The sequence below is a fragment of the Streptomyces sp. NPDC012474 genome, assembly GCF_042955185.1.
Classification (GTDB): Bacteria; Actinomycetota; Actinomycetes; order Streptomycetales; family Streptomycetaceae; genus Streptomyces; species Streptomyces cahuitamycinicus.
Window position 1 is genome coordinate 97457 of the sequence record NZ_JBIBEP010000024.1, and the last position, 25744, is coordinate 123200.

General features: G+C 70.4%; 20 protein-coding genes and 3 pseudogenes. 11 read left to right on the forward strand and 12 right to left on the reverse strand.

Annotated features, from left to right (window positions below; genetic code table 11):
* Window positions 1-6 precede the first annotated feature (6 nt).
* Window positions 7-1908 carry a rhamnogalacturonan lyase gene (locus tag ACFY9S_RS36415; RefSeq protein WP_391137517.1) on the reverse strand — a complete coding sequence of 634 codons (1902 nt, stop codon included), beginning with the start codon at window positions 1906-1908 and terminating at the stop codon, window positions 7-9.
* A gap of 440 nt (window positions 1909-2348) precedes the next feature.
* Here ACFY9S_RS36415 and ACFY9S_RS36420 point away from each other — a divergent pair, with 440 nt between their 5' ends.
* The 4 genes from ACFY9S_RS36420 (at window position 2349) to ACFY9S_RS36435 (ending at window position 5749) form a co-directional block, all read left to right on the forward strand.
* Window positions 2349-3503, forward strand: coding sequence for a GDSL-type esterase/lipase family protein (locus tag ACFY9S_RS36420; protein WP_391137520.1), 1155 nt, complete (start codon window positions 2349-2351; stop codon window positions 3501-3503).
* Window positions 3504-3524: 21 nt separating this feature from the next.
* The gene (locus ACFY9S_RS36425) at window positions 3525-4448 is read left to right on the forward strand and encodes a GDSL-type esterase/lipase family protein (protein WP_391137523.1); all 924 of its coding nucleotides are present in this window, start codon (window positions 3525-3527) and stop codon (window positions 4446-4448) included.
* 76 nt (window positions 4449-4524) lie between these two features.
* On the forward strand, window positions 4525-5235 hold the full coding sequence (locus tag ACFY9S_RS36430; protein ID WP_391137526.1) for a GNAT family N-acetyltransferase: 711 nt from the start codon (window positions 4525-4527) through the stop codon (window positions 5233-5235).
* Between the two features lie 163 nt (window positions 5236-5398).
* Window positions 5399-5749, forward strand: coding sequence for a cupin domain-containing protein (locus ACFY9S_RS36435; RefSeq protein WP_391137529.1), 351 nt, complete (start codon window positions 5399-5401; stop codon window positions 5747-5749).
* 9 nt (window positions 5750-5758) lie between these two features.
* Here the strand turns inward: ACFY9S_RS36435 and ACFY9S_RS36440 are convergent, their stop codons facing one another.
* The 3 genes from ACFY9S_RS36440 to ACFY9S_RS36450 all read right to left on the reverse strand — a co-directional run bounded on the left by ACFY9S_RS36440 (window position 5759) and on the right by ACFY9S_RS36450 (window position 10918).
* Entirely contained in the window at window positions 5759-8599 is a 2841-nt protein-coding gene (locus ACFY9S_RS36440; protein ID WP_391137530.1) for a SpoIIE family protein phosphatase, read from the reverse strand.
* A 50-nt stretch (window positions 8600-8649) separates the two neighbouring features.
* Entirely contained in the window at window positions 8650-9744 is a 1095-nt protein-coding gene (locus ACFY9S_RS36445; RefSeq protein WP_391137532.1) for an extracellular solute-binding protein, read from the reverse strand.
* Window positions 9745-9883: 139 nt separating this feature from the next.
* Window positions 9884-10918: a saccharopine dehydrogenase NADP-binding domain-containing protein gene (locus ACFY9S_RS36450; RefSeq protein WP_391137534.1), complete on the reverse strand. Its 1035-nt coding sequence runs from the start codon at window positions 10916-10918 to the stop codon at window positions 9884-9886.
* A 101-nt stretch (window positions 10919-11019) separates the two neighbouring features.
* On the opposite strand from ACFY9S_RS36450, the gene ACFY9S_RS36455 reads away from it, so the two are divergent.
* Window positions 11020-11964 carry a helix-turn-helix domain-containing protein gene (locus ACFY9S_RS36455; protein WP_391137536.1) on the forward strand — a complete coding sequence of 315 codons (945 nt, stop codon included), beginning with the start codon at window positions 11020-11022 and terminating at the stop codon, window positions 11962-11964.
* Between the two features lie 11 nt (window positions 11965-11975).
* Here the strand turns inward: ACFY9S_RS36455 and ACFY9S_RS36460 are convergent, their stop codons facing one another.
* Window positions 11976-12632, reverse strand: coding sequence for a 1,4-alpha-glucan branching protein (locus ACFY9S_RS36460; protein WP_391137537.1), 657 nt, complete (start codon window positions 12630-12632; stop codon window positions 11976-11978).
* 133 nt (window positions 12633-12765) lie between these two features.
* Between ACFY9S_RS36460 and ACFY9S_RS36465 the strand changes: the two genes are divergently transcribed.
* On the forward strand, window positions 12766-13386 hold the full coding sequence (locus tag ACFY9S_RS36465; protein WP_391137540.1) for a dihydrofolate reductase family protein: 621 nt from the start codon (window positions 12766-12768) through the stop codon (window positions 13384-13386).
* On the opposite strand, the gene ACFY9S_RS36470 is transcribed toward ACFY9S_RS36465, so the two are convergent.
* From ACFY9S_RS36470 to ACFY9S_RS36480, 3 genes are read right to left on the reverse strand one after another with little or no spacing between them, the layout of a single operon-like run.
* On the reverse strand, window positions 13368-13640 hold the full coding sequence (locus ACFY9S_RS36470) for a hypothetical protein (RefSeq protein WP_386500212.1): 273 nt from the start codon (window positions 13638-13640) through the stop codon (window positions 13368-13370). The genes ACFY9S_RS36465 and ACFY9S_RS36470 overlap by 19 nt on opposite strands.
* Window positions 13637-14185, reverse strand: coding sequence for a SigE family RNA polymerase sigma factor (locus ACFY9S_RS36475; RefSeq protein ID WP_359154019.1), 549 nt, complete (start codon window positions 14183-14185; stop codon window positions 13637-13639). The genes ACFY9S_RS36470 and ACFY9S_RS36475 overlap by 4 nt, the downstream gene beginning before the upstream one ends.
* 14 nt (window positions 14186-14199) lie before the next feature.
* Window positions 14200-15741, reverse strand: a complete 1542-nt coding sequence (locus tag ACFY9S_RS36480; RefSeq protein ID WP_391137543.1) for a sodium:solute symporter — start codon at window positions 15739-15741, stop codon at window positions 14200-14202.
* A 227-nt stretch (window positions 15742-15968) separates the two neighbouring features.
* Between ACFY9S_RS36480 and ACFY9S_RS36485 the strand changes: the two genes are divergently transcribed.
* Both ACFY9S_RS36485 and ACFY9S_RS36490 read left to right on the forward strand, forming a co-directional pair.
* A complete protein-coding gene (locus ACFY9S_RS36485; protein WP_391137546.1) occupies window positions 15969-18146 on the forward strand; it encodes a carbon starvation CstA family protein in 2178 nt (725 codons plus the stop codon).
* Window positions 18143-18331 carry a CstA-like transporter-associated (seleno)protein gene (locus tag ACFY9S_RS36490; RefSeq protein WP_391137549.1) on the forward strand — a complete coding sequence of 63 codons (189 nt, stop codon included), beginning with the start codon at window positions 18143-18145 and terminating at the stop codon, window positions 18329-18331. The genes ACFY9S_RS36485 and ACFY9S_RS36490 overlap by 4 nt, the downstream gene beginning before the upstream one ends.
* Window positions 18332-18465: 134 nt before the next feature.
* Here ACFY9S_RS36490 and ACFY9S_RS36495 read toward each other — a convergent pair whose 3' ends face one another.
* From ACFY9S_RS36495 to ACFY9S_RS36505, 3 genes and pseudogenes are all read right to left on the reverse strand, one after another.
* A complete protein-coding gene (locus ACFY9S_RS36495; protein WP_391137552.1) occupies window positions 18466-19086 on the reverse strand; it encodes an acetoacetate decarboxylase family protein in 621 nt (206 codons plus the stop codon).
* Window positions 19087-19279: 193 nt separating this feature from the next.
* A complete protein-coding gene (locus ACFY9S_RS36500) occupies window positions 19280-20593 on the reverse strand; it encodes a Gfo/Idh/MocA family oxidoreductase (RefSeq protein ID WP_391137555.1) in 1314 nt (437 codons plus the stop codon).
* 288 nt (window positions 20594-20881) lie between these two features.
* A pseudogene (locus tag ACFY9S_RS36505) lies at window positions 20882-21247 on the reverse strand (TetR/AcrR family transcriptional regulator); the annotation flags it as partial.
* A gap of 394 nt (window positions 21248-21641) precedes the next feature.
* Between ACFY9S_RS36505 and ACFY9S_RS36510 the strand changes: the two are divergent.
* A complete protein-coding gene (locus tag ACFY9S_RS36510) occupies window positions 21642-22223 on the forward strand; it encodes a TetR family transcriptional regulator (protein WP_391137558.1) in 582 nt (193 codons plus the stop codon).
* A 336-nt stretch (window positions 22224-22559) separates the two neighbouring features.
* Here ACFY9S_RS36510 and ACFY9S_RS36515 read toward each other — a convergent pair.
* Window positions 22560-23401: pseudogene (locus tag ACFY9S_RS36515) on the reverse strand (helix-turn-helix transcriptional regulator); the annotation flags it as partial.
* A 102-nt stretch (window positions 23402-23503) separates the two neighbouring features.
* Between ACFY9S_RS36515 and ACFY9S_RS36520 the strand changes: the two are divergent.
* A pseudogene (locus ACFY9S_RS36520) lies at window positions 23504-23647 on the forward strand (SDR family NAD(P)-dependent oxidoreductase); the annotation flags it as partial.
* Window positions 23648-23931: 284 nt separating this feature from the next.
* Window positions 23932-25068: a tyrosine-type recombinase/integrase gene (locus ACFY9S_RS36525; RefSeq protein WP_391137561.1), complete on the forward strand. Its 1137-nt coding sequence runs from the start codon at window positions 23932-23934 to the stop codon at window positions 25066-25068.
* Window positions 25069-25744: the final 676 nt, after the last annotated feature.

Genomic DNA, 25744 nt, shown 5'->3' on the forward strand with positions numbered 1-25744 from the left:
CTGGGGTCAGGGTGTGTAGACCGTCGGGCGAGGTGCCGTCGGCATGCCGTTGCCGATGAAGAAGCTCGGGTGCGGGGGCTGGTTGTAAGCGGTGTTCTGCCAGGCGAGCGCCGTGCGGTACTGGGTGTCGTGGAGCAGGGTGGTGATCTTCGTGCTGGTCTGGTTCGGGGTGGAGTAGATCCGCAGCGCCTTGTTGTCACCCGTGCGCCAGACGACCTCTTCGCGCCAGTCGCCCAGGAGGTCGCCGGACAGGACCGGTGTGGACTTGGTGCCGTTGTTGGAGGCGACGCCGGAGCCGGTCAGCAGCCGGGTGTCGCCGGACGTGCCGTACTTGTCGATGCGGGTGCCGTCGAGGAGCTCGCGGACGGGATCACCGTCCCACCAGGACAGGAAGTTGACGCTGGAGGGCTCCCGGCCCAGGGAGGCGCCGGTGGCCGAGCGCAGGGTCCTGTCGGAGGCGGACCATGCCTCCGCGCCCGCGCTGCCGGCGTAGACGTCGGCGGCGACGCCACGGCCGTTGTCGGAGCCCGACGCCGTCTGCCACAGCCTCGCGCCCGTGCGGGCGTCCGCCATCCAGGAGCCGGGCTTGCTGGAGTCCTCCGAGACCTTGAAGTACTCCAGGCCCGGACGGGAGGGGTTGAGGTCGCCGACGTGGCCGGCGTCGCCGTGACCGAGCCGGGTGGTCCACAGGCCGCTGCCGTTGTCGTCCACCGTCATCGCGCCGTAGACGATCTCGTCCTTGCCGTCGGCGTCGACGTCGGCGACGGACAGACTGTGGTTGCCCTGGCCGTCGTAGCCCTTGCCGCTGTTGGTGGAGGAAGTGGTGTCGAAGGTCCAGCGGCGGGTGAAGGCGCCGTTCCGCCAGTCCCAGGCCGCTATCACCGTGCGGGTGTAGTAACCGCGCGCCATGATCAGGGAGGGGCGGGCGCCGTCGAGGTAGGCGGTGCCGGCCAGGAAGCGGTCGACGCGGTTGCCGTAGTTGTCGCCCCAGGAGGAGACGTTGCCGCGGCCCGGGACGTAGTCGACGCTCTGCATCGCCTTGCCCGTCCGGCCGTTGAACATCGTCAGGTATTCGGGGCCGGACAGGACGTAGCCGCTGGAGTTGCGGTGGTCGGCGGAGGAGCTGCCGACGACCGCGCCGGTGCCGTCCCGGGTGCCGTCGGCGGTCTTCATGGCGACTTCGGCCTTGCCGTCACCGTCGTAGTCGTAGACCTGGAACTGCGTGTAGTGGGCGCCGGAGCGGATGTTGCGGCCCAGGTCGATGCGCCACAGCCGGGTGCCGTCGAGCTTGATGCCGTCGACGATGGTGTTGCCGGTGTAGCCGGACTGGGAGTTGTCCTTGGCGTTGGTGGGCTGCCACTTCAGCACGAGGTCCAGGGCGCCATCGCCGTCGAGGTCGCCGACGGAGGCGTCGTTGGCCTCGTAGGTGTAGGCCGAGTTGCCCGGAGCGGTACCGCCGGCGGGCGGGGAGACCGGCACGTCCTTGTAGCCCGTGCGGAACTGGACCGCGGGCGCGGAGGCGGCCTGCTCGGCGCCGTTGACCACGGCGCGCACCGTGTAGTCGGCCGAGGCCGCGCCGCCCGCGTCGAAGTAGTTCGTCGAGGCGGTGACGGGTGAGGAGTTGACTCTGGTACCGCCGCGGTAGACGTTGAACGACACGTCGTTCGGGTCGGTCGCCAGCCAACGCCATGACACCAGGTTTCCGCTGTTGGTGTGCACACTGGTCAGTCCGCGGTCGAGCTTCTCGACCTGCCGTGCGGTCGCCGCGTGCGCACCGTGTGGCAGCGCGACGAGCACGGAGACCGCCAGTGCGGCAGCGGAGACGCAGCCGATGAACCGGCCTCCTGGCCGATGGGGCGATCGCCACGGTCGTGGCGCGGTGCGGGGACGCCGGTGCGAGTCGGTCATGGTGACCTCCGGGGCGTGGGGGGTATGGGAACGCTCCCATGGTGAGGGAGCGTAAGAACGGGCTGATGCCTCGTCAAGGATTCTGTCCAGTCTGCTGTTCGGCCCTGTTCGGATCCGTGAGTTTCTCGGTGCCGATGGATTGACAGTCGGGTGGTGGGCCTTGAACATTGCGATGCCGCCTCGCGGGCACCTGTGGTCGAAGGCAGTCGAACGGGTAGCGCGCCCGGTCAACTCACGTGTTGCACAAGGCAGTTCGTGGATCTCTGCACCTGTGATCCGCCCCTTCGAGGATGGAGCGTCTCGTGTCGACCTGAACCGGTTGTGAACGCTCCCAGTGCATGCAGGCGGATCATCCCAGTCCCGGTGACTCCACCCCCCACCATTCGCTGTCCGCCGGCAGCGCTGTCCCATGCGCGGCCGGCGGACAGGGAGGAGCGACCATGTCCCCGACCCCTGCTTTCCCTCCCACCAGGCTCACCCGCCGGATGCTGCTCAAGGCCACCACGGCGACCGCCGGTGCGATCGCCGGAGCCGCCTCGCCGGGTGTCCGGCTGGGAGTGGCGGGCCTGCTGACCGTGGCGGCTCTGGCCGGCACCGGCGCGGCCCCCGGCGCCGCCGCAGCCGCACCGCAGGCTCTGCCGGCCGGCTGCTCCGGCACCTCTCCGATCACCTGTCGTTACGCCGTCGCGCCGGGCAACTACGACGTGACGGTCTCCATCGGTGGCTCCTCCGCCGGGCAGACCGAGATGTGGGCGGAGGCCCGGCGTCTGATGCTCCCGGCGACGAGAACGGCGGCCGGAGCCGTCGCCACATACTCGTTCACCGTCAACGTGCGTCAACCGGAGGGGCAGCCGACCGGTCAGGGCGGCACCGGGAACCCCGGCCTGGACCTCCGTTTCGCGGGTGCCGCCCCCCAGGTCTCCGCCGTCTCGGTGAAGCCGGCGGCGCAGCCGCTGGTCGCCTACCTGGCCGGCGACTCGACCGTGTGCGACCAGCCGGCCGCCCCGTACACCGGGTGGGGGCAGATGATCACGACCGCGGTGCGTGCCGGGGTGTCAGTCGCCAACTACGGCGATTCCGGGGAGAGTTCCGGAAGCTTCCTGAGCAACTCGGCGCTCCTTCCCGCACTGGTGTCGAAGATCAGGGCGAACGACCCCGTCTTCATCCAGTTCGGCCACAACGACAAGCAGACCAGCGCGTCCGCCTACCGGAACAACCTCACCACCATGATCTCCCGGGTCCGTGCCAAGGGCGGTGTCCCGGTCCTGGTCACACCACCGGTCCGCAGGCTGTTCGACGGCAACCGGCTCACGTCCACGGCACTGCACGTCAACGGCGTCGGTGTGAACCTGCCTGCGGAGATGCGCGCGGTCGGTGCGGCCCAGCGGGTGCCGGTGATCGACCTGACCGCCCGGAGCAAGGCACTGGTCGAGTCCATGGGACCATCCGCCTCCGCGCAGCTCTTCCTCCGCTCCTCCGTCGACGGCGTCACGGACAACACCCACTTCTCGCAGTACGGCGCGTCCCAAATGGGCGGCCTGCTGCTCCAGAGCATCCGGGAGCAGAACCTGCCCCTGGCCGCCCACCTGCGCTGACCGACCCATGGAGGACACACGATGAAGAACCTCCGGACACTCGTGACGACCGCGCTGGTGATCGCCTTGTCGAGCCTCGGTGCCGGCACCGCCTCAGCGGCTGACAGCGGCGCCCCAGCGGCGCGCGGACCGGAACTGCGCGCTGTCGTCGACCCGTTCGCCGGCCCTGCGGCGAACTGCGCCGGCGCCTCCAGCGCCAAGGCCCCGGCCGGACGAGCGGCGGCCGCACCGGTCACGGTGTGGCTGGCCGGTGACTCCACCATGGCCAACCCGGGCTCCGCCCGCTGCCCGGTCGGCTGGGGCAGCCGGTTCGACGCCTTGTTCAACGCCGACGTGACCGTCAGAAACCAGGCCGTGGGAGGCCGCAGCATCCAGACCTGGATGTACGAAGGAAACGTCAGCGGCACCAAGGGCTCGGACGGCGAGTGCCGCCTCACCTCAGGCACGTACTCCTCACGCTGGCAGTCGATGCTGAACGCGAGCACCGGGATGAAGGCCGGCGACTACCTGTTCATCCAGTTCGGCATCAACGACTCCTCCTCGACCTGCCCCCGGCACGTCGGCCCCGCCCGCTACCGCCAGTTGATGACCACGATGGTGCAGGCCGCCCTGGCCCGGGGAGCACACCCGGTGCTGCTCACCCCGGTGGCCGCCATCACCTGTTCCGGGAGCACTGCGACGAAGAACCGCGGCTTCGTGAACGAGACCTTCGCCGTCGGAGCCGCCACCAGGGCACCGGTCGTCGACCTGCAGTCGCTGAGTGTGTCGCTCTACAACAACCTGCGCTTCTGCCCGCACAACGGCGACTTCGGATCGGGCCCCGTGGGCGCCTTCTTCTGCAACGACCGCACCCACTTCGAGACGTACGGCGCGCAGCGGATCGCCGGACTCGTCGCCGGGGACGTGCGCAAGCAGAACCTCGCGCTCGCCGCCTATCTCAGGTAGCGCCCGCATCCCGTTCCGAGCGTCTGACTAGCATGGCCGTCTGATCCGAAGACGACCCAGGGCAGGAAGGCGCAGCATGACCACGGGGCTCCGCGACGCCGACGTACTCGACGACCCGGTGGGCGAGTCGCTCCGCGGGCACCACGCGCGTCTCGCCCGCCGGCTCGGTGACGCCGTCACCTACGTGCCCGGAGTCGCGACCTTCTCCGCGGTGCCCGCCGAGCCGGACGCGCAGGCATGGGCCGACCTGGCCAAGCTGCTGGGGCCGGGCGGGTTCGCCGACATGTTCAGCTGCCCGGACATGCCGCCGCCGGACTGGGAGCCGGTCTTCGTCCTGGAAGGCCGGCAGATGATCTGGGCCGGGCACAGCGGCCCGGATCCGTCCGGTGCCGAGTCCGACTCCGGCGTGGTCGAACTCGGCACCGAGAGCGTGCCCGAGATGCTCGATCTCATCGGGCGGACCCGTCCGGGGCCGTTCTGGCCCCGGACGCACGAACTCGGTACGTATCTCGGCATCCGGGACGGCGGCATGCTGGTGGCGATGGTGGGGGAGCGGCTGAGGCCTCCCGGATGGACCGAGATCAGCGCCGTCTGCACCGCCCCCGAGGCGCGCGGCCGAGGTCACGCCGTCCGCTTGCTGCGCGCGCTCATCGCGCGCATCGTCGTTCGCGGCGAACGTCCCTTCCTGCACGTGGCCGAGGAGAACAGCGGCGCTCTCGCGCTCTACGAACGGCTCGGCTTCGAGACACGCAAGCACGTGACGTTCCGCGGTTTCCGCACGCCGTGAGGCATCGGATCCGCAGTCCCCGACCTCACTGTGCGGTAGTGCCGACCGCGGCGTGTCAGAAACTCGGCGACGTTCCTGACAACTCGCCCGTCGAGGTCAGGGGGCGGTGCGTGCAGGATTTCTCCTCGACACCCGCACAGCCCGATGCACCTGGGAGCCACTCATGGCCACGTTCGTCCACGTCCCCGCGCCGATGATCACCGGAGATCTCGAAGCGATCGGCCGGCGTCCGGGCGCGGATGCCGGCGACCCGCAACTCGGCCTTCTCCGGTTCGACACCGACGACACGGTCCGGGCCGGTGTCTGGGAGTCCCGGCCCGGCGGGTGGCCTGTCGAGGAGCGCGAGGATACCGAGACCTGCTACATCCTGAGCGGCCGCGCGGTCGTCACCGACGCCGCCACGGGAGAGACCTTCGAGATCTCCGCCGGTGACGTCATCGTCCAGCCCAAGGGCTGGTCCGGCCGCTGGGACGTCAAGGAGACGATCCGCAAGGTGTACAGCATCGGTGTGTGACGAGGTGCCTCACCAGGCCGCGTCCTCCCACTGGTCCAGGAGAGCGTCGGCCGGCACCTCCTCGGGCTCGGCGGCCGGACTCCGGATGGACTGTTCGGTCCAGATCACCTTGCCACGGGCCATGTAGCGCGTTCCCCACCGCCGGGCGAACCGGGCGACGAGGAACAGTCCCCGCCCGCCCTCGTCGGTGATCGCGGCCCTGCGCAGGTGGGGTGAGGTGCTGCTGCCGTCGGCGACTTCGCAGATCAGGCTGTCGCCGTCGCGCAGCACCCGCAGCCGGACCGGTTCGATGCCGTAGCGGATGGCGTTGGTGACCAGCTCGCTGACGATCAGCTCGGTCGTGAAGACCAGCTCCTCCAGCCCCCAGGTCCGCAGCCGCCCGGTGACGTCCGCCCTGATGCCCGCGACGGCCGCCGGATCGCCGGGCACGTCCCACTCGGCCACCTGGGAGGGATCCAGCAGCCGGGTGCGGGCGACGAGCAGGGCGATGTCGTCGCTCGACCGGGCGGGAAGCAGCGCGCCGAGGACGTCCCGGCAGGTCTCCTCCGGGGTGCGGCGAGCGCCGGCCAGAGCGCGGCGCAACGCCTCAAGGCCGGTGTCGATGCCCCGCTCCCGGTCCTCGACCAGCCCGTCCGTGTAGAAGACCAGCCGCGAGCCCTCGGGCAGGGCGACCTCGGTGGTCTCGAAGGGTTCGGCGCCGCCCAGACCGAGCGGCGGCGCCCCGGGCACCCGCAAGAACTCCACGGTGCCGTCGGGATGCACCAGGGCCGGCTCCGGATGCCCGGACCGGGACAGGCAGCACATACCGGAGGCCGGATCGTAGACGGCGTAGAGGCAGGTGGCGCCCGCGACGCTCTCGTGGTCCCGCTCCTCGCTCTCGTCGCTGTCGATCCGCGCGACCAACTCGTCCAGGTGCCCGAGGAGCTCGTCCGGAGGCAGGTCGAGGGCGGAGAAGTTGTGCACCGCGGTACGCAGCCGGCCCATCGTGGCCGCGGCGTGCAGGCCGTGCCCCACGACGTCGCCGACCACCAGGGCGACCCGGGCACCGGGCAGCGGGATCACGTCGAACCAGTCGCCGCCCACACCCTCCAGGGCGGGCAGGTAGCGGTGGGCGACCTCCACGGCCGAGTGGTCGGGCAGGGAGCCCGGCAACAGGCTGCGCTGCAGTGACTCGGCCAGGGTGCGCTCACGGGTGTAGCGGCGGGCGTTGTCGACCGCGACCGCGGCCCGAGCGGCCAGTTCCTCGGCGAAGGCCAGATCCTCCCTGACGAAGGGAGCGCCGTCGGAGCGCCAGAAGCTCGCCATGCCCAGCACCACACCGCGGGCCTGGAGCGGCACCGTGATCAGGGAGTGGAAACCGAGGTCCAGCACGCGCTTCGCGCGATCGGGGTCCTGGGCGCTCAACCAGCCGTCCGGAGCGGTCAGGTCGACGTCCAGGACCCCACGGCCGCGCTCGGCACCGACGGCGGCCGGCGCTGTGGGGACGAAGCGGATCAGCTCACCCACCGGATAGAGGGACCGGGCACCGTCGACGCCGTGTACCGCGACCCGGCGCATCTCCGGACCGGGCCCGGCCGACACCGCACCGCGCAGGATCGGATCCAGCAGGTCGACCGTGGCGGCGTCGGCGAACCGGGGGACCGCCACCTCGGCCAGTTCCCGCGCGGTACGCACCACGTCCAGCGTGGTCCCGATCCGCACCCCCGCCTCGTACAGCAGCCCCAGCCGCTCCCGGGCCACCTCCGCCCTGCCCGCCAGCGCCCGCAGCTCCGTCGTGTCACGCAGGGTCGCCACGCTGCCCGCGGGACGGTCGTCCGGGTCGACCGGGCGCACGTTGACCGCCAGCAGCCGGTCGCCCGCCAAGTGCACCACGTCGGTGGCCGGCCGGCCCGAACCCAGCAGCTCGGCGGTGCCCGCCTCCAGACCGAGATCCGAGACCCGGCGCTCCTCGGCGTCCGCGGGCAGGTCCAGCAACCGCCGCGCCTCGTCGTTCGCGAGCAGCAGCCGGCCGTCGCTCCCGATGATCAGCACACCCTCGCGCACCGCGTGCAGCACCGCGTCGTGATGCTCGTACATGCGCGTCATCTCGGACGGATCCAGGCCGCGGGTCTGCCGCCGCAACCGCCACGAGACCAGCGCCGTGCCGCCCGCGGCCACCGCGAGCGCGCCGCCCGCGAACCCCAGCAGCTGCGGCAGCTGATCCTGCACCACGTCGTCCACGCTGGCCACGGTGACCCCGACCGACACGAAGCCGACGACCGTGAGCCCGTTGGTGTCGTACACCGGGACCGTCGTGTCCACGGCGAGACCCAGACTGCCCTCGAACGTCTTGGTGAACGGCCGGTCGGCGGCGCCGCCCTCGCGCACGGCGTAGATGTGCTCGCCGATCAGCTCCGGGTCGGGGTGGGTCCAGCGGAAGCCCTGAGGATCGAACGTCACCACGTAGTCGACGCCGGTGTTCTTCCGGGTGTCCTCCGCCCGCGGCTGCAGCAGCTCGGTGGGGTCGCGGGACTTCATGGCGTCCAGCGTTCCCGGGGCCCGCGCGAAGGACTGGGCGACGCCCTCCGAGAGCTGCCGCGCCTCCTGGGTGCTCGAATCCCGCGCCTGCACGACGAGGGCTCCTCCCGCGGCGGCGGCGAACAGCACCATGATCACCGACTGCAGCAGGAACACCTGGCCGGCGACGCTGCGCACCCTCGGCAGGACCTGCCGCCGCGCTCCCGGGGACCGGGCGCCGGGCTCCTGCCGCGCGTCGTCCTCCTCCTCACCCCGTCGCGAGGCCGACCGAGTACGCCCGTCACTGTGCGCGGGGGAGCGGAGGGCCGAGAATCGACCGAGGTGCCGGGCCATACCGACTCTCTACCATGTGCCTTCATATTCAGCCATATGGCTGAATGTGCTCAGTCACGCGTGCGCGCCCACTGCTGCCAGCGCCTGGCCACGGAGTCCCGGTTCTGGAGCCACCACTCGATGTCCAGGTCGAAGCCCGACAGCAGGTGGCCGGGAGTGCTCGCCAGATTCACGGCGGTTGCCTCGGTGAGGTGCCCGTAGGCGGCGGGCACCACGGGCCCGTCGGGGTAGAGGCGCGCCATGTGGGCCTGGACCTCGGGCCGCAGTGCGAAGTCGATGAGCCGGTAGGCGCCGTCCGGGTTCGCGGAGCCCTTGGGAATTCCGAAACCGTTGCTCTGCCTGCGGGCACCGTTCCACTCGTACGCGAGCGGAGACCCGCCCTCGATCACGGTCTGGAGCCGGCCGGCCCAGATGCTGGAGGCCACGACGCTGCCGCGGGACAGCAGCTCACCCGGCTCCGCGCCGTACTCCCAGAGCGCGCCCACGGAGTTCCTGATCTCGTCGAGGACCTTGAAGGCACGGTCCACGTCGAGCGGGTAGAGCCCGTCGAGCGGCACACCGTCGGCCAGCAGGGCGAACTCCAGCTCGGGAAAGTCCACCTCCCCCTGGAGCGCGCGGGTGCCCGGGAAGCCTCCGAGGCTCCAGAAGTCCGCCCAGGACTCCGGCTTCCTGCCGCCGAACGCGTCGGTGCGGTAGGCGAGCACGCTGGCCCAGTAACTCTTGCCCACGCCGTTGGGCGTGAGCAGGGACCGGGCGATTCCCGCGTTCCTGACGTTCTTCAACCGGCCGTAGTCCAGTGGCTCGGAGACGCCCTCGTGCTCGAAGAGCAGCAGATTGGACATGTCGATGTCCATGACGTCGAACTGCGGACGGCCTTCCTTGATCTGGGCGAGCATCTGCACGTGCTCGAAGTTCACCGTCCTGATCCGAATGCCGGTCTCTCTGGTGAACGGGTCGTACACGGCTTTGCGGTTCGCCTCGCCGTAGGAGCCGCCGAAGTTCCGGACGATCAGCACCTTGCTGCCCTGGCCGGCGGGAGGCCCGGTGCGGGTCTCGCATGCCGTGAGCGACGCGGCAGCCGTGCCGGCGGCGATCCCTCCGGCACCGGTCAGGAAGGCCCTGCGGTTGAATGCGACGTCTCCCACCGGCTGCCTCCACAGTGCCTTCTGGATGATCCGTGACGGAGGGTGGGTCCCGGCCGGCCTTCTTCCTCGTGCAGCTTTGGTCAGTGTTTACCAGGAAAAGTACCTCCTTCACAGAGCTTGTGGGCGGGAGCCCGGGAGATCATTCGTGACCCAGTTCCACCGACAGGTGCGAGGACAGCGCGCGCAGGAAGCCGGCCGCATCGAAGATCTCGCCGGCGGAGACGACACCCACCGTCCGGGTCTGCCCGGTGAGGATGCGGTGCACCGCCTCCACCGCGAGCGGCGCCGTGACCGCGTAGATGTCCCGCCCCCTCGCCACGGCCCGCCGTTCGGCGCCGCCGGAGCGTACGACGACGTCGACGAGGAAGGTCTGAGCGGACCGCCCGTGCTCGTCGACCGCGGCCGGCGTCGGTGAGCCGGGGGCCGACACGTCCCGGGCCGCCTCGGCCGTCATATAGGTGCGGACGTCGGGGACGGGCAGGTGGCTGGGGATGGTGACGACATCGGCCATCGTGAACTCCCCGATCACCGTCCGGGTGCCCAGCGGCTCGGGGAAGGTCCATTGGAGGGTCGTCGCCTCGTCCCGGCGGTAGTCCAGCCGCCCGTTGCGGTACACCACGCGCGCACCGCCGCGCCGCTGCCGGGAGACCGCGCCGGCGGCCCGTGTCCCGTCCGTGGGCTGCCAATCGCTCAGCGCGTACGCGACGTGCGCCTCGTCGGCCCCGGTCCAGTCGCCCATCGCCGCGGTGGCCAGCAGGTCACCGAGACCGCCGAAGAAGGCCATCGCCGGGACGATCACCGCTCCCGCGGCGCGGGCGCGGTCCGCGAAGTGGGCGAACGTGTCCGCGTTCGCCTCGATCTCGGCCGCCACATCGACATACGGGACGCCGGCGCGCAGGGCCGCCTCGATCACCGGAGCGGCCGTCGTGGCGAACGGCCCGGCACAGTTGACCACCGCCGCCGCCCCGGCCAGCGCGCGGTCGAGCGCGTCCGGATCGTCGACCGACGCCGGCCGGGCCTCCAGCCCTGGGTACGACGCCGCCAGCGCCTTCAGCTTCACCTCGTCGCGCCCCGAGAGGACCGGGACGAACCCGCGATCCAGCAGCTCCGCCACCATGAACCGCCCGGTGTGCCCGTACGCGCCGAACACCGTCACCGTCTGACCCGGTCCCATGAGCTCTCCCCTGTGCTCGAACGATCAACTACCGCCATCCTGACGGCGATGAGCATCCGAGTGTGAGTGTCTGGAACGACATGCCTCATACAATTACGGACATGACCACTGTCGCGCTGGCCGCAACCGACGGAATGCTCCACTTCGAACTGTCCCTGGCCCACGAGGTGTTCGCCGCCGCCCCGGCCGGGGTGACGGGACCCTGGTACGACCTCACCGTCTGCGGCCCGGCCGCCGTGCGCATCGGCCGCTTCCGGCTGGAACCCGACGCCGGGCTCGACCGGCTCCGGCACGCCGGCACCGTGATCGTCCCCGGCTGGGCCGACGTCGACGTGGTCCCGCCCGCAGGCCTGGTGGACGCGGTGCGCGAGGCCCACGAGGCGGGCGCGCGCGTGGTCTCCCTGTGCACGGGCGCGTTCGTACTGGCCGCCGCGGGGCTTCTCGACGGGCTGCGCGCCACCACGCACTGGGCGCACACCGGGGAACTGGCCGCCCGCCACCCCCTGGTGGAGGTCGACCCGGACGTGCTGTACGTGGACAACGGCAGGGTGCTCACCTCCGCCGGCAAGGCCGCCGCCCTGGACCTGTGCCTGCACCTGGTCCGTCTCGACCTGGGCTCGTCGGTCGCCAACGCCGTCGCCCGCCGCCTGGTCGTACCGCCACACCGGGCAGGCGGACAGGCCCAGTTCGTCACCGCCCCGGTGCCCGACCGGGACGACCACCCGCTCGCCGCCCTGTTCCCCTGGATCATCGAGCGGCTCGACCAGCCGCTGACCGTGGCGGACCTGGCCCGCCGGGCCGGAATGAGCTCCCGTCACCTGGGCCGGCACTTCAGAGCGGTGACCGGCACGACCCCGCTGCAGTGGCTGCTGACCCAGCGCATCCGGCACGCCCAGGAACTGCTGGAGCAGACCGACGACAGCGTCGACACCATCGCGGCGGCCACCGGCATGGGGACCGCCACGACGCTGCGCCGCCACTTCAACCGCACGGTCGGCGTGCCCCCGGACGCGTACCGCAGGACGTTCCGCTCGCGGACGCGCTGATCCCGGAGTCGCTACGCCCGGCTGCCCCCGTGCAGCACGGCGAACGCCCCGTGCGCGCGGCTGCCGTCCGGCGCCTCCCAGGAACCGGCGACGTGGCCGATCGCCCCCCGCGGAGCGGCGAACAGGCCGCCCGCAGCGGGCTGCAGGGCCCGGTGCAAGCGCAGGACCGGGCCCTGGGGGGTGGTCAGCGCGGTGCCTTCCCGGTCGTCGGTGACGGTGAAGTCCGTGGAGAGGGAGCCCTCACCGGTGTGGGAGACGACGACCCGCTGAGCGGGGGTGTCGCTGACGTTCTGGTCCTGGGCCTGCGCCCGCCCCTCGATCAGGGCCGCCAACCGGGCGACGAGCACGGGATCACGGCAGCCGTCGTAGGCCCAGCGCTGCCCCAGCACACCGTGCTCCATCGTGCCGACGAGGGCGTGCTCCGCCCCTTCGAGCGGGGCACCGCGATACGCCAGAGGCACCAGGTACGCGACCGGCTGAGCGCCGGAGGCGTCGGTGACCACCATGAACTCGATCCCCACCGCGCCCTTCGGATCGTCGAGCCGGAAGCCTCCCGCCTTCGTCAACTCCGGTTCGGCCGCGCCGCGGTACCACGGACGGGAGGGCAGCCAGGCCGCGAGCAGTTCCAGCTTGGTCGGTTTCAGGGTGGTGTGGTGGATGACGGCCATGCCTTGAGTTCCCTTCCGATGCGTCGTACGGACGATCACACTTTCGCATCCGCGCGGCGCGGGCAGGATTCCCGAGGACAGGGGTCCGCGCGCGTAGGTTCGGGTACCGGAACGACACGAGGAGGGCAGGACCATGACCACAGGCACGGGCAGTGTGGTGTGTGACATCACGATCTCGGCCGACGGGTACTCGGCCGGGCTCGGCCAGACGCAGGAGCGGCCGTTCGGGGACGACGGTGGTGACGGCTCGGGTGAAGCGCTGCACGCCTGGATGTTCGACACACCTGACGAGAACCGGGCCGAGATCGACCGGCTGAACACGGCCGGGGCGTTCATCATGGGACGCAACATGTTCGGCCCGGTGCGGGGCGCGTGGGACCGCCCGTGGAACGGCTGGTGGGGTGCCGATCCGCCGTTCCACGCACCCGTGTTCGTGCTCACCCACCACACGCGCGAGCCGCAGCCGATGGAGGGCGGCACCACGTACCACTTCGTCACCGACGGCATCGCGTCGGCCCTGGACCGGGCACGTGCGGCGGCCGGTGGCGGCGACGTCACCGTCCTCGGCGGCGCGACCACCATCAACCAGTACCTCGCCGCCGGCCTGATCGAGGAGCTGCGCCTGCACATCGCGCCCCTCACGCTCGGCGCCGGCACGCGGCTGTTCGAGGGCGTCCCGCCGCTGAGGCTGGAGCAGGTGACCTCGCGGGCGGCGAGCCGGGTCACGCACGTGACCTACCGCGTGCTGACCTGAGCGCTCGGGAGGCCGGAGAAGATCACTCCCGGATGTGACGGCGCTTCGTTCAGCACCCACAGACCGATCAGCGTGGCCAGCGCGAACACGACGGTGATGAGCACCGCGAGGACGAGCCTGCGACGGCGTTCGCGGCGCAGCCACTCGCCGCGTGCCGTGCGGTAGGCGTCCGGCGCGGCCCGCACCCCGCCGGCGAGGGCGGCCAGGGCCTCGGTCAGCTCCCGCTCCGTGCGGTCCGGATCGGTGTGGTTCATCGCCGGGCCTCCATCGCCTGGGTCAGCGCGGCGAGGCCGCGCGCGGTGTGCGTCTTCACCGAACCGGAGGAGATGCCCATCGCGGCCGCGATCTCGCCCTCCTTCAGTCCGAGCCAGTGCCGCAGCACGAGTGCCTCGCGCTGCCGGGCCGGCAGTTGCTGCAGCGCGTCGATCAGGACGCGCTGGTCGTCGCGGAGCAGCGCCGCGCTCTCGGCGGAGACCACGGTCTCCTCGGGCGGACTCTCCACGTGCTTGCGGGCGACCTGGAGGTGCCGGATCCGCATACGGGTCAGATTGCACACCGTGGAGCGCAGATACGCCTCCGCCGCCTCGATGTCCCTCAAGCGCCGCCACTTGCGGTAGATCTGGTAGTACGCCTCGGCCACCACGTTCTCCGGGTCGTCCGCGCCCAGCAGCACCGCCAGGCGCAGCATCGAGGCGTAGTGCAGCTCGAAGAGCCCGGCCAGTCCGGCCTCGCGTTCCCGTTCCGCCGGGTCGGCCGGCGCGGGTGCCAGTGCCTCGACGTCGGGCTCCGGCACCGGTATCGGGTGTCTGTGTCTCACTGCTGGGTCGCTCCCGTCTCCGGACGCCGCCTGACGGTCAGGCGGGACGGCAGGTCGGTCAGGTCGGCGCCGCGCGGGACGCCGAGACGTTCGAGTACGGCGGTGCCGGTCACCGCGACGATCAGGTTGAGCAGCAGGGCGGCGAGCCCGGCGTAGATCTCCAGCGGCCCGGAGCCGAAGCCCACGATGGACGAGAAGCCCTCGCGGACGACGAGGTACGTCCCGGCCGCCATGCCCGCCGCCCACCCGGCGAGCAGCGCCCGTGGGTGCAGCCGTCCGGTGAACAGGCCGACCACGACGGCGGGGAAGATCTGCAGGATCCAGGCTCCGCCGAGCAGTTGGAGGTTGATCGCGTCCTGGTCGCGCAGCCCGAAGACGAACGCGACCGCCCCGGCCTTGGCGATGAGCGAGACGGCCTTGGCGATGCGGACCTGCCGTTTGGGTGTGGCCGTGGGATGCACGTACTCGACGTACACGTTGCGGACGAAGCTGGTGGCGGCCGCGATCGACATCACCGCCGCGGGGACCAGCGCCCCGACGGTGATCGCGCCGAACACCAGCCCGGCCAGCGGCCCCGGCATCAGCCGGTCGACCAGCATCGGCACGGCCGTCTCGGCCCCGCCTGCCGGCGCCCGCACCCCGGCCGCGAGTGCCGCGAAGCCGAGGACGCCGAAGAGCGCGAGCAGTCCCGTCCAGGCGGGCAGCGCCGCCGACACCTTGCGCAGGGTGCGCGGTCCGTCGGCGGCGAACCCCGCCGTCAGCACGTGCGGGTACATCAGCAGGGCGAGTGCCGAGCCGAGCGCGAGGGTGGCGTAGGCGGGCTGCTGGGCCGGGGTCAGCACCAGCGCGGGGTCGCCGAGCCGCCGGGCCGCTCCGTCGAAGACGGCACCCGGTCCGCCGAGCCGCTCCAGGACCAGCCAGGTGACCGCGGTGAGCGACACGAAGACGGCCACCGCCTTCAGCGCCGAGATGACGGTGGGCGCCCGCAGCCCGTGCCGGTACGTGGCCACGGCGAGCCCCGCGAACAGCGCCACCATCACCAGGTCCCCGGCGGCACCGCGCGGATACACGCCGCCGGCCGTCAGCACGGCCCGTATGCCGAGCAGCTGGAGCGCCAGGTAGGGCATGGTCGCGAGGATCCCGGTCAGTGCGACGACCAGCGCGAGCGGCGGTGATCCGTACCGCCCGCGGACGAAGTCGGCGACGGTGATGTAGCCGTGCGCGCGGGCCACGGTCCACAGGCGGCTGAGCAGGACGAAGGCGAGCGGGCAGAGGATCACCGTGTACGGCAGGGCGAAGAAGGCCGCGGCGCCGTTGCCGTACGCCAGGCCCGGCACGGCGGTGAAGGTGTAGGCGGTGAAGATCGTGCCGCCCAGCAGGAACCAGGTCCACATCGGGCCCAGGCTGCGGTCGGCCAGTGCCCAGCCCTCCAGGGACGGCAGCCGGCCGCTGGGCCGCAGGCGCCGCGCGGTGACGGCGAGCAGCGACGCTCCGCCGGTCACGGCGAGGAACGTCGCGGTCATGGTGCCGTCGGCCATGGGTCACCGTCCTTGGTGTGCCTGATCCCTCGCGCAAGAGTTGCGCGGCGGCCCCGATCGGAGGACAAGGAACCGGCGGAAAATCCTCTGGAAATTCGCTGTCAACCGGTTCCGGTGGGTGGGCAACTCTTGCACAGACCCACAGCGAGCGGGAGAGCCGCCGTTTCGCTGATCCCCGGGAGCCTCGGGTCACGAGGTGTCCCGCACCACCCTGGTGAGGAGCCGCCATGCCTGCGTCCACCCTGCCCGAATCCGGACCGCCAGCGCCCGAAAAGCCGCGTATATCCCTTCGGTCCACCCTGTTGTGGACCGGTGTGGCCCTGCTCGGCGCCGTCGCCTGGGGCGTCCTCGCGCTGGCCCGGGGCGAGAAGATCTCCGCGGTCTGGCTGGTGGTCGCCGCGCTCGGCTCGTACGCCATCGCCTACCGCTTCTACGCCCGGTTCATCGCCCGCCGGGTACTCCGGCCGGACGACCGCCGGGCCACGCCCGCCGAGCGCCTGGAGGACGGCGTCGACTTCCAGCCGACCGACCGCCGGGTGCTGCTCGGCCACCACTTCGCCGCGATCGCCGGCGCCGGGCCGCTGGTGGGACCGGTCCTCGCGGCCCAGATGGGCTATCTCCCGGGCACCCTGTGGATCGTCGCCGGGGTGATCTTCGCCGGGGCGGTGCAGGACATGGTGGTGCTGTTCCTGTCGATGCGCCGGGACGGCAAGTCCCTGGGCCAGATGGCCCGCGACGAGATCGGCCGGGCGGGCGGGGCGGCCGCCCTGGTCGCGGTGTTCGCCATCATGATCATCCTGCTCGGTGTGCTCGCCCTGGTGGTCGTGAACGCTCTGGCCCATTCCCCATGGGGCACGTTCTCCGTCGCGATGACCGTCCCCATCGCCCTCTTCATGGGCTTCTGGATGCACCGCGTCCGTCCGGGCAGGGTCGTCGAGACCAGCCTCATCGGTGTGGCACTGCTGCTCCTGGCGATCGTCGGCGGCGGCTGGGTGCAGAACTCCGCCCTGGCCGATACGTTCACCCTCAGCCCCACCACCCTCGTCTTCTGTCTGATCGGCTACGGCTTCGTCGCCTCCGTACTGCCGGTCTGGATGCTGCTGGCGCCGCGCGACTACCTCTCCACCTTCATGAAGATCGGCACGATCGCCCTGCTCGCGGTGGGAGTGATCGTGGCCGCGCCCGTGCTCAGGGCCGACGCGGTGAGCGACTTCGCGACGTCGGGAGCGGGCCCGGTCTTCGCGGGGGCGCTGTTCCCCTTCCTCTTCATCACGATCGCCTGCGGCGCCCTGTCCGGCTTCCACGCCCTGGTCTCCTCCGGAACGACTCCGAAGCTGATCCAGAAGGAGTCCCAGGTCCGTCTGATCGGCTACGGCGCGATGCTGATGGAGTCATTCGTCGCGATCATGGCGCTGATCGCCGCCGCGACGCTGGAGCCGGGCCTGTACTACGCGATGAACGCACCGGCCGGTCTCCTGGGCGCGACCGCCGAGTCCGCGTCCCACGCGGTGGCGGGCCTCGGCTTCACCATCACCCCCGACCAGCTCACCCAGGCCGCGAAGGCGGTCGAGGAACAGACCCTGATCGCCCGCTCCGGAGGTGCCCCGACCCTCGCGGTCGGCATGTCGGAGATCTTCTCCGGAGTCTTCGGCGGGGCCGCCATGAAGGCCTTCTGGTACCACTTCGCGATCATGTTCGAGGCGCTGTTCATCCTGACCACGGTGGACGCCGGCACCCGCGTAGGCCGCTTCATGCTCCAGGACATGCTCGGCAACGTCTACAAGCCGCTCGGCCGGGTCAACTGGAAGCCCGGCATCTGGCTGTGCAGCGGTCTGGTCGTCGCCGCCTGGGGCTACTTCCTCTACACCGGCGCGACCGACCCGCTCGGCGGAATCAACCAGCTCTTCCCGCTCTTCGGCATCGCCAACCAACTGCTCGCCGCCATCGCCCTCGCCGTCTGCACCACCGTCCTCGTCAAGTCCGGGCGGATGCGCTTTGCCTGGGTCACCGGCATTCCCCTCGCCTGGGTCATCGCGATCACCTTCACCGCCGGCTGGCAGAAGGTCTTCTCCGCCGACCCGAAGATCGGCTTCTTCGCCCAACGGGCCCACTACGCCGACGCCCTGGACGCCGGGCAGATCCTCGCCCCCGCCAAGACGACCGCCGACATGCACACCGTGGTCACCAACTCCACCGTCGACGGCGTCCTCATCGCCCTCTTCCTGCTCCTGGTCGCCGTGGTGATCGGCAACGCGGCGGTGGTCTGCGTGCGCGCGATACGGTCCACCACGCCGCTGCCGACCACCGAGGCCCCGTACGTCGAGTCCCGCATCGACGTACCCGGTGACACCCGCCTCGACGCACCCGGCGACTCCGCCGAGCCCTTGGCCGGAGCCCGCTCGTGAGGATTCGGCACTGGATGCGGGCGGTGCGCTGGTATCTGCGCGAGCTGACCGGAGAGGCCGAGTACGACCGCCACTGCGAGCGGCACCGACGCCACCACCCGCTCGACCCGGTGCCCACCCGCCGCGAGTACCAGGTGCTGCGCACCCGGCACCAGGAGGCCCGTACCCACAGCCGCTGCTGCTGAGCGGCTCCCGCGGCGCCGCGCGAGCGGCGAGCGTCGCGACAGGTCCCCGGGGTGCCTCGTGCCGTGTACGCGCGGTGCCGGGGGAACGGACGCCGGGGGAGGGCCGTACGGACGCCGGGGGAGGGCCGTACGGCTCAGCCGCCCACCCTGCTGCGGAAGTCGCGGACGGCGAGGGAGAGGAGCGGCCGATGCCGGGCGAGGACGGACAGCGGAGCGTCGGCCCCGGTCGTGACGCGGCTGCGGCCGAGGGCCGGCCGTCCGCTGATCCGCATCGGCACGCGGCACTGCGTACCGTCGGCCCGTTGCTGGACCAGGTGGGCGCGGGCCGTCAGCCGGAGGGGCAGCCGCAGCACGTCCCGGTACGCGACGCGCACCGACGGCAGGCCGGCGGCGGTCAGTTCGCCCCGGACGCTTCGGCCGTCCGCGTCGAGCGTGATCGCGCCCTGCTCCTTGGGGATGCCCCACAGGGCGCGTCCCGCGGCCAGGGACTGTTCGTCGTCGACCCAGGCGGCCACGGTGCTGCCGGTGACGCGGAGGCCCTGGCGAACGGCCAGGGCGATGAGGAACTCGCGGTAGGCGAGGACGCCGCCGGGCCGGTAGTCCACCCAGAAGGTGAGCAGGGTGGCACGGCGCCGCACGACCCAGGGGCAGACCCCGCGCGGCAGGGGCCAGGGGGGCAGATCGTCCGCAGGGACGCGCCACAGCGAGACGACCATGTCGCCGGTGAGGTGCCACGGCGAAGGAGGAAAGGGCACTGCTGCTCGTTCCACGGCGTGATGACCGACTTCCTCGGCTCGGAATCGTACGGCCGATTGTCCCACCGGAGACGGTCCGGGCCCGCGATGGCGATTTCCGGGCGACGGGTGCGGCTCATGCCGGCGGAAGCGCGCGGCGGACTGCGTCTCCGGGAAGCCCCGTGAAGGAGAGGGACGGGCCGGTTCCTGGCGGTCACACGTCGAGCAGGTCCCGGGTACGCACCGGGCTCCCCAGCTCGAAGGACCGGTTCGCCGCGAGGCCCGTGACCAGTGAGCGGGCCCCGTCGACGGCGTCCGCCGCCCGCCCCAGCGGGTCGGCCACGGGTTCGCCGAAGAGATCCGCGAGCATGCGAACGTCCCCGCCGCCGTGACCGCCCTCGCCGGTCCGAACCTTCAGCTCGCGCGGCGGCTCCCAGAACCGGCGCAGCATCAGCTCCGTGCGCCCCGCCGGGTCGCCCACCGACTCTCCGTGCGGCACGGTGCTCTCGCCCTGGGCCGGTGACCGGGGCGGGGTCCAGGTGGACTCCTCGACCAGCAGCTCAAGACGTCCTTCGCTGCCGTTGAAGGAGATCCGGTAGCCCTCCCACGGGGCGTAGGCGGTGAGGTGGTAGGTCAGGGTGGAGCCGGACGCGTAGCGGACCAGCACCGCCATGTCGTCCTCGATCGTCACCCCCGGCCCGAAGACGTTCTGGTCCCGGTGGTAGCCGTCCGCCGCCTCCGCGTCCAGGTACAGCGCGCTGAGCAGCGGCGAGTCGGCCATCCGTACGGCGAACGGATCGTTGGCCGCCGCCGGCGAGCCGTGCGCCCTCGTGTAGTCACGGGCCAGGCCGCGCCGTGTGCCCGCCTCGTCACCGTAGAAGAACAGCCTGCCCCGCCCGTACACCGTCTCGGGTTCGGTGCCCAGCCACCAGTTGACCAGGTCGAAGTGATGGGTGGCCTTGTGGACCATCAGGCCACCGGAGTTGGCCTTCTCGCGGTGCCAGCGCCGGAAGTAGTCGGCGCCGTGCCGCAGGTCGAGCAGCCATTCGAAGTGCACGGAACCGACCTCGCCGATCTCCCCGGCCGCGATGGTCTCCCGGACGGCGGCGTGCACCGGGTTGTAGCGATAGTTGAAGGCGACCCGCACTTTGCGGCCGGTGCGCCGCTGAGCGTCGAGGATGCGGCGGGCGCGGTCGGCGTCGATCGTCATCGGCTTCTCGGTGACCACGTCGCAGCCGGCCTCCAGGGCTTCGACGATGTAGTGGTCGTGAGTCCGGTCCACGCTGCAGACGACGACGAGGTCGACGCGCTCGCGGCGCAGCATCACAGTGAAATCCTCGGCGGTGTACGCGGGTACGGAGGCCCCGATCCACTCGTTGTGCACGGCCATGCGGCGCGGGTTGACATCGCAGAAACCCACCAGGTCGATCCGGTCCGCGTGGGGACCGGCGAGCGCTGCGGTGAACAGCCGGGCACGGGCACCCAGGCCCACCACGGCGCAGCGGCGGCGTGCGGTGTCGGAAGGCATGCGGTCTCCGTTTCGGTTCGGTCGGAGGACGACTCGGCGGGCAGCGGAGCGAGTTCCGGGTGCCCTGACGATGACACGTCAGTGACGGTTCCGGCGCGGACGCAGATCTCCGGGTGTCGCTGCGCCGTGGTGCGGCTGACGTCGTCCCGTCCCCGGCGGGCTCGACCGCGTGTCTGTCTTCAGCGCCACCACCCGGGCCGAGCCCGGCAACCTCTTCTTCGAGTGGTCCGTCGACACCGCCGACTGGGGCGTCTTCGTCCTCCTGGAGGCGTTCGCCTCCCAGGGCGCGGGCTTCGCAGGGCTGCCCGTCGCTGATGGCATGGCGCAGTGCGTCGGCCAGTCCGGCCCTGGCCATGGCGAAGTAGGCGAGGCGGCTCACCCACTCGCGCAGGGCCTCGTCGGGTTTCCCGCTCCTCAGCAACCGGGGCGCGTTTTCGGCGAGATGCCGCACCTCGCGGTGGTGGACTTCGAGGACGAGCGCCTCGCGGTTGGGGAAGTTGCGGTACATCGTCCCTTGCCCGACCCCCGCCTTCTCGGCGATCAGGCTGAGTGGAGCGTCCGCGTACATCGACAGCTCGGTCAGGGCAACCTCCAGGATGCGCTCGCATTCCGTTGCGCATCCGAACGCTGAGGTATCTCGTTCTTCGGTTCCACTCGCCCTCCTCCCGGGCATGCCCCGCCGTCCCTTGGTTGACGGGCTCTTGAGTGAGCACTTGTACTCTCCGCAGGCAGCACACGGTCCGGACGGACGGGCGGATGGCGTCGAAGCAGGTCGGGCGTGCCGGACCGCATGGCGAGTACCGCCGCCGCGCCCACGCTTTCGATCTCGCCGCTTCCTTGATCCTGGCGGGGCCGCCGGGCCCGGGCCCGTCCACCAGTGCGCCTCGATGGCTCGACCGAATGGCGGTCGCGTGCCACCGGCCGCTCACCTTGACTGCGGCTGGCACTATGGTGGACCTAAGCGGACCGCTGTCCGCTACCTGCAACGTACCGGACAGCTATCCGGTTGGCGAGGCGAGGTGAGGGTGTGAGCCCGGGAGGAGGGGGAGTGGAGTCCAGCAACAGCGGGCCTCAGCGCTCGGACGCACAGCGCAATCGGGAGCGGATTCTGGAGGTGGCACTGGCCGAGCTGTCGCGTGCTGTGGATGTCCCGCTGAGTCTGATCGCCAAGAAGGCGGGAGTGGGGCAGGGCACGTTCTATCGCAACTTTCCCAACCGTGACGCGCTCGTCCTGGAGGTCTACGGCCACGAGGTGCGACTGCTCACGGACGCTGCGACGGACCTGCTCAAAACCCGGACGCCCGACCAGGCCCTGCGTGCATGGCTGGACCAGCTCGCCCGCTTCGCCGTCGCCAAGGCCGGCTTGTCGCACGCGATGCGCCAGATCGTCGGTACGACGGACGGCCCTGCGCAGCCGGGATACGCGCCGGTGATCGCGGCGATCGAAGCCTTGGTCGCGGCCAATCACGAGGCCGGCACCATCCGCCCGGAACTGACCGTCGACGACTTCGTCCTGGCCATCGCCGGCATCTGGCAGATCGACGCCCGAGGGGACTGGCAAGCCCAGAGTGCTCGGCTCCTTGACCTTGTCATGGACGGGCTGCGCGCGGGAGCGCCAGGGCGAGGGTGACGACCAGGAGGCCCAGATCCGCCTGATCGGAGCCGGTCTCCGTCGCGCATGGCGGATTCCCTGCCATGGAGATGCTCGTCCTCGGCGCGACCGCCCCACCGGGCCCCACGCCGCGCGGACCTCGCGGTGGTCACCGCGCCCAGGGGCCCCGGGGTACGCGAGAAGCCCACGATCGAGTCGGCGTCGAGCTATGCCCAGGGGGGCGTGGAAACCTTCCTCAGGCAGGGCGGGTCCTCGTCGTCGACGGTGATGAGATCGTCGACCACCGCCCTGATCGGCGATCTCACCACCGACCGCTGTCACGGCGTCGAGGGCAGATCGGGCTCCGAAGGCGCGGTCGGGGCGGACGCCGTTCGTGACCCGCAGGAACCGCAGCTTCTCCGCATCGGCGGAACCCGCGGCCACCGTGTAGACGACGAGGCGGATATCGCAGCCCGGGACGGTGAGCACGTCGCAGTCGCACGTCAACTCGCCGACCTGGGGGTGCAGGATGGTCTTGCGGGCCGAGACGTGCGGACCGACCGCACCCTCGTCCCACAGCCGGGTGAATTCCCCACTGGTGGAGCGCAGTTCCGCGACAAGGTTGATCAGTCCGCGGTCGTGGGGATGCTCGACGAGAGCTGTGCGCAGATCGGCGACGAGGGCGGGGTTCAGGGCGTTGCCCTCCGGGAGCACGGGCCAGGCCGCGAGCCCTCGGGACCCCGCGGTGAAGACCGCTCGTACCAGATTGCGCTCGGTGGGTGTCTGTGCACTGGGGTCGCCCAGCAGTGCGGCCCAGGCGGGGGTCCAGGACAGCAGGGTCCAGTCGGCGCTGAAGACGCCCACGGGGAACTCGCCGAGGCGGGCCAGCACGCGTCGGACCCCGGCGGGCACATGCGTGGAGCCGTCCCCTCCGGTGGCGGGAGGAGGCCGGCCAGCCGGTAGGCGTGATCGCGCTCCATGGGTTGCAGTTGCAGTTGCAGTGCCCTGGCCAGGCTTGCGACGACCCTGTGGCGGAGGGCTGGTGGCGCGTCCCTGTTCCAGACGTACCACGTAGTCGACCGACAGGCCCGCGAGGTCGACCGGTTCCTCGCGTCGCCATCCCGCCGCACGGCGTCCGGGCCGGGCGGGCCGGCCGACGTCCAGGGGGAGAGCCGGTCGAGCCAGCGGCGCAATGCGGTGCCAAGGGTCTCGTCCACGCGGCCATCGTGTCCGCTGGACAGCCGTTGTGCCTGGTACCGGCGGTCCTACCGTCACGAAGGGCACTGGTTGTCCTCTCGCCACGGGGCGAGGGTGAAGGCATGACGACAACATTCATCACCGGAGCGAACAAGTCCCTGGGGTATGAGACCGCTCGCCGATTGATCGAGGCCGGCCACACCGTCGTCGTCGGCGCTCGCGATCCAGAGCGTGGCCGGGCGGCCGCCGACGCACTCGGTGCCCGTTTGCGCACGTAACCTCAGGTCTGGCCGCTTGGCGTATGCGCAGCCTCGAGCGCCGCGACACTTCCTGCTCGCTTCCGTTCGACCCTGATCGCCTCCCGCCCGCTTCCGGCACATTCCTTTGGAAAATCTGATGCTTGGTCATCTCTGCAGGTCAGAGGCATGATGATCAGGTCCAGGTCAGCAAATGGTCAGCAAGAGGCATGACTGAGTACTGCACCGCTGCCCCTCGGTCCGTCGCTGACGCCTCAAGGGGCGGACCTGCTCTTGTTCGGAAGGTTTCATTCGTGGCACGCCAGCTCGCCCGCGGCATGGGTTCGTTTTTCAAGGACTGCTCCTGCGTCAAGCCCACTCGTTGCCCCCACCGGTACACCATTCGTTTCCGGGATGCGCTGGGGAAGCAGCGTGAGGAGAGGGGCTTCACTTCCCAGGATGATGCGATCGAGCGACTTTCGCAGTTGTATGCCGAGAAGAAGGCGACGGCACCCGTGCTGGCGGAGGCCCGTCGAGAATTGGGCCAACAGACCATCAGGGAGTACTCGGAAACGTGGCTGCCCCGCCAACGCAGAATGACGGAATACTCTACGAAGGAGAACGTGCTCAGCTCTCTTAACGTGCACATCAACCCGGCGCTGGGGTCGAGGAAATTGAACTCGGTGACACCGACCGTGGTTGAGCAGTTTCTCGATGACCTGGAGGCGAACGGTGTCGGTCGGGGTAACCAGGTGAGTATCTTCCGGGTCCTCAAGTCGATCCTCTTGGATGCCCACGAGAAGGGAGCCATTCCGAGTAACCCTGTGAAGGGCGTGCAAGGGCCTGAGTACGTGCGCGACAGGGTGAGTATCCCCACATTGGGTTACATAGAAAAGGCGCTGTCAATAGCTCATGAGGACCTTGCCCTGGAAATCACTATGATGGTCGGCTGCGGTCTGCGAAACGGCGAAGCTCGGGCTGTCAACCTGAACAACATCGTTGCAGACGATGTCTACCGTGTACACGAGCAGATACATGCCAGGTTGAATAGGCCGGCGAAGTTGAAGCACCGAAAAGTGGGTGAGTTTCGGGAGGTTCCCCTACCTCGTACGGTGCGTGAGGAAATGGAGAAGTTCGCAAAGAGGCGTGCGGTGACTTCGGAGGGGTACCTTCTTCGTGGCCCGAGCGGATATTACACACAAGGAATGGAACACTACCGCGTACAGAAACTGTTCAAGCAGTTGCCGCCAGAAGAGGGGGTTGGTATGTACAGCTTCCGTCACTTCTTTGCGTCGAACGCCCTCAGTAACGGTATACCGATCACCGACGTAGCCGAGTGGATGGACCACAAGTCGATCGAGGAGACGTATCGGACCTACCGCCACCTGATGCCGGGAAGCATCACGAAGGCTGCGCGCATTCTGGATGCGGGTCTTTGGGCTGCTGCCTGACTGTGGTAATGAGCCAACCAGCAGGTTCTTCGTCTGCTGGTGGTACACGACTGACCTCGCTCCTGACCTGTGACAAAGAGTGGAAACGTCGAGTGCCAGGCTGATTCGGTCCGCACCTGGTCCGGATCTTGATGAGTGGTACGTGGTGCTAGCGAGTGGGCCGCGGTACCACATGGCACAGGTTGTAAAGACGGTCCAGGGGGGTCTACGCCAGTCCAGCGCGCGCGTGAAATCGCAGGTCAGGGCCTCCTGATCCGGGAGGGTCCGCCCAGTTCGTGATCGCTGTGTGATAGCTGGTGATACGGCGAAGCCCCACCGGAGCGTTCCGGTGGGGCTTCGCCGTGGCGTCGGTTGCGCTGGCGTGCACGATGCGGTCGGCGCCTCAAGCGGTCCGTGTTCCTGCGATGCTGTCGGGGGCGCTCTAGATTTGCGATCGCACCCATCCATATCGCACCCATCCATAAGGGATCCCTGAGACGACGCGGCCCCGCCAGGCAGCCGACACTGCTGGCGAATTCAGTTTCACGGGATTGCGTTCGCTGGGAGCCGGATAGCCTGCCTCCATTTGAACACCTCCCAGCGGGGCCAGATCAAGCCGCCCTCCGGGACCACCTCACGACGCCTGATCTTCACGCATTGTCTGCGAACCGGGGCCAGTTCGAGTCGCCTCGGTGGG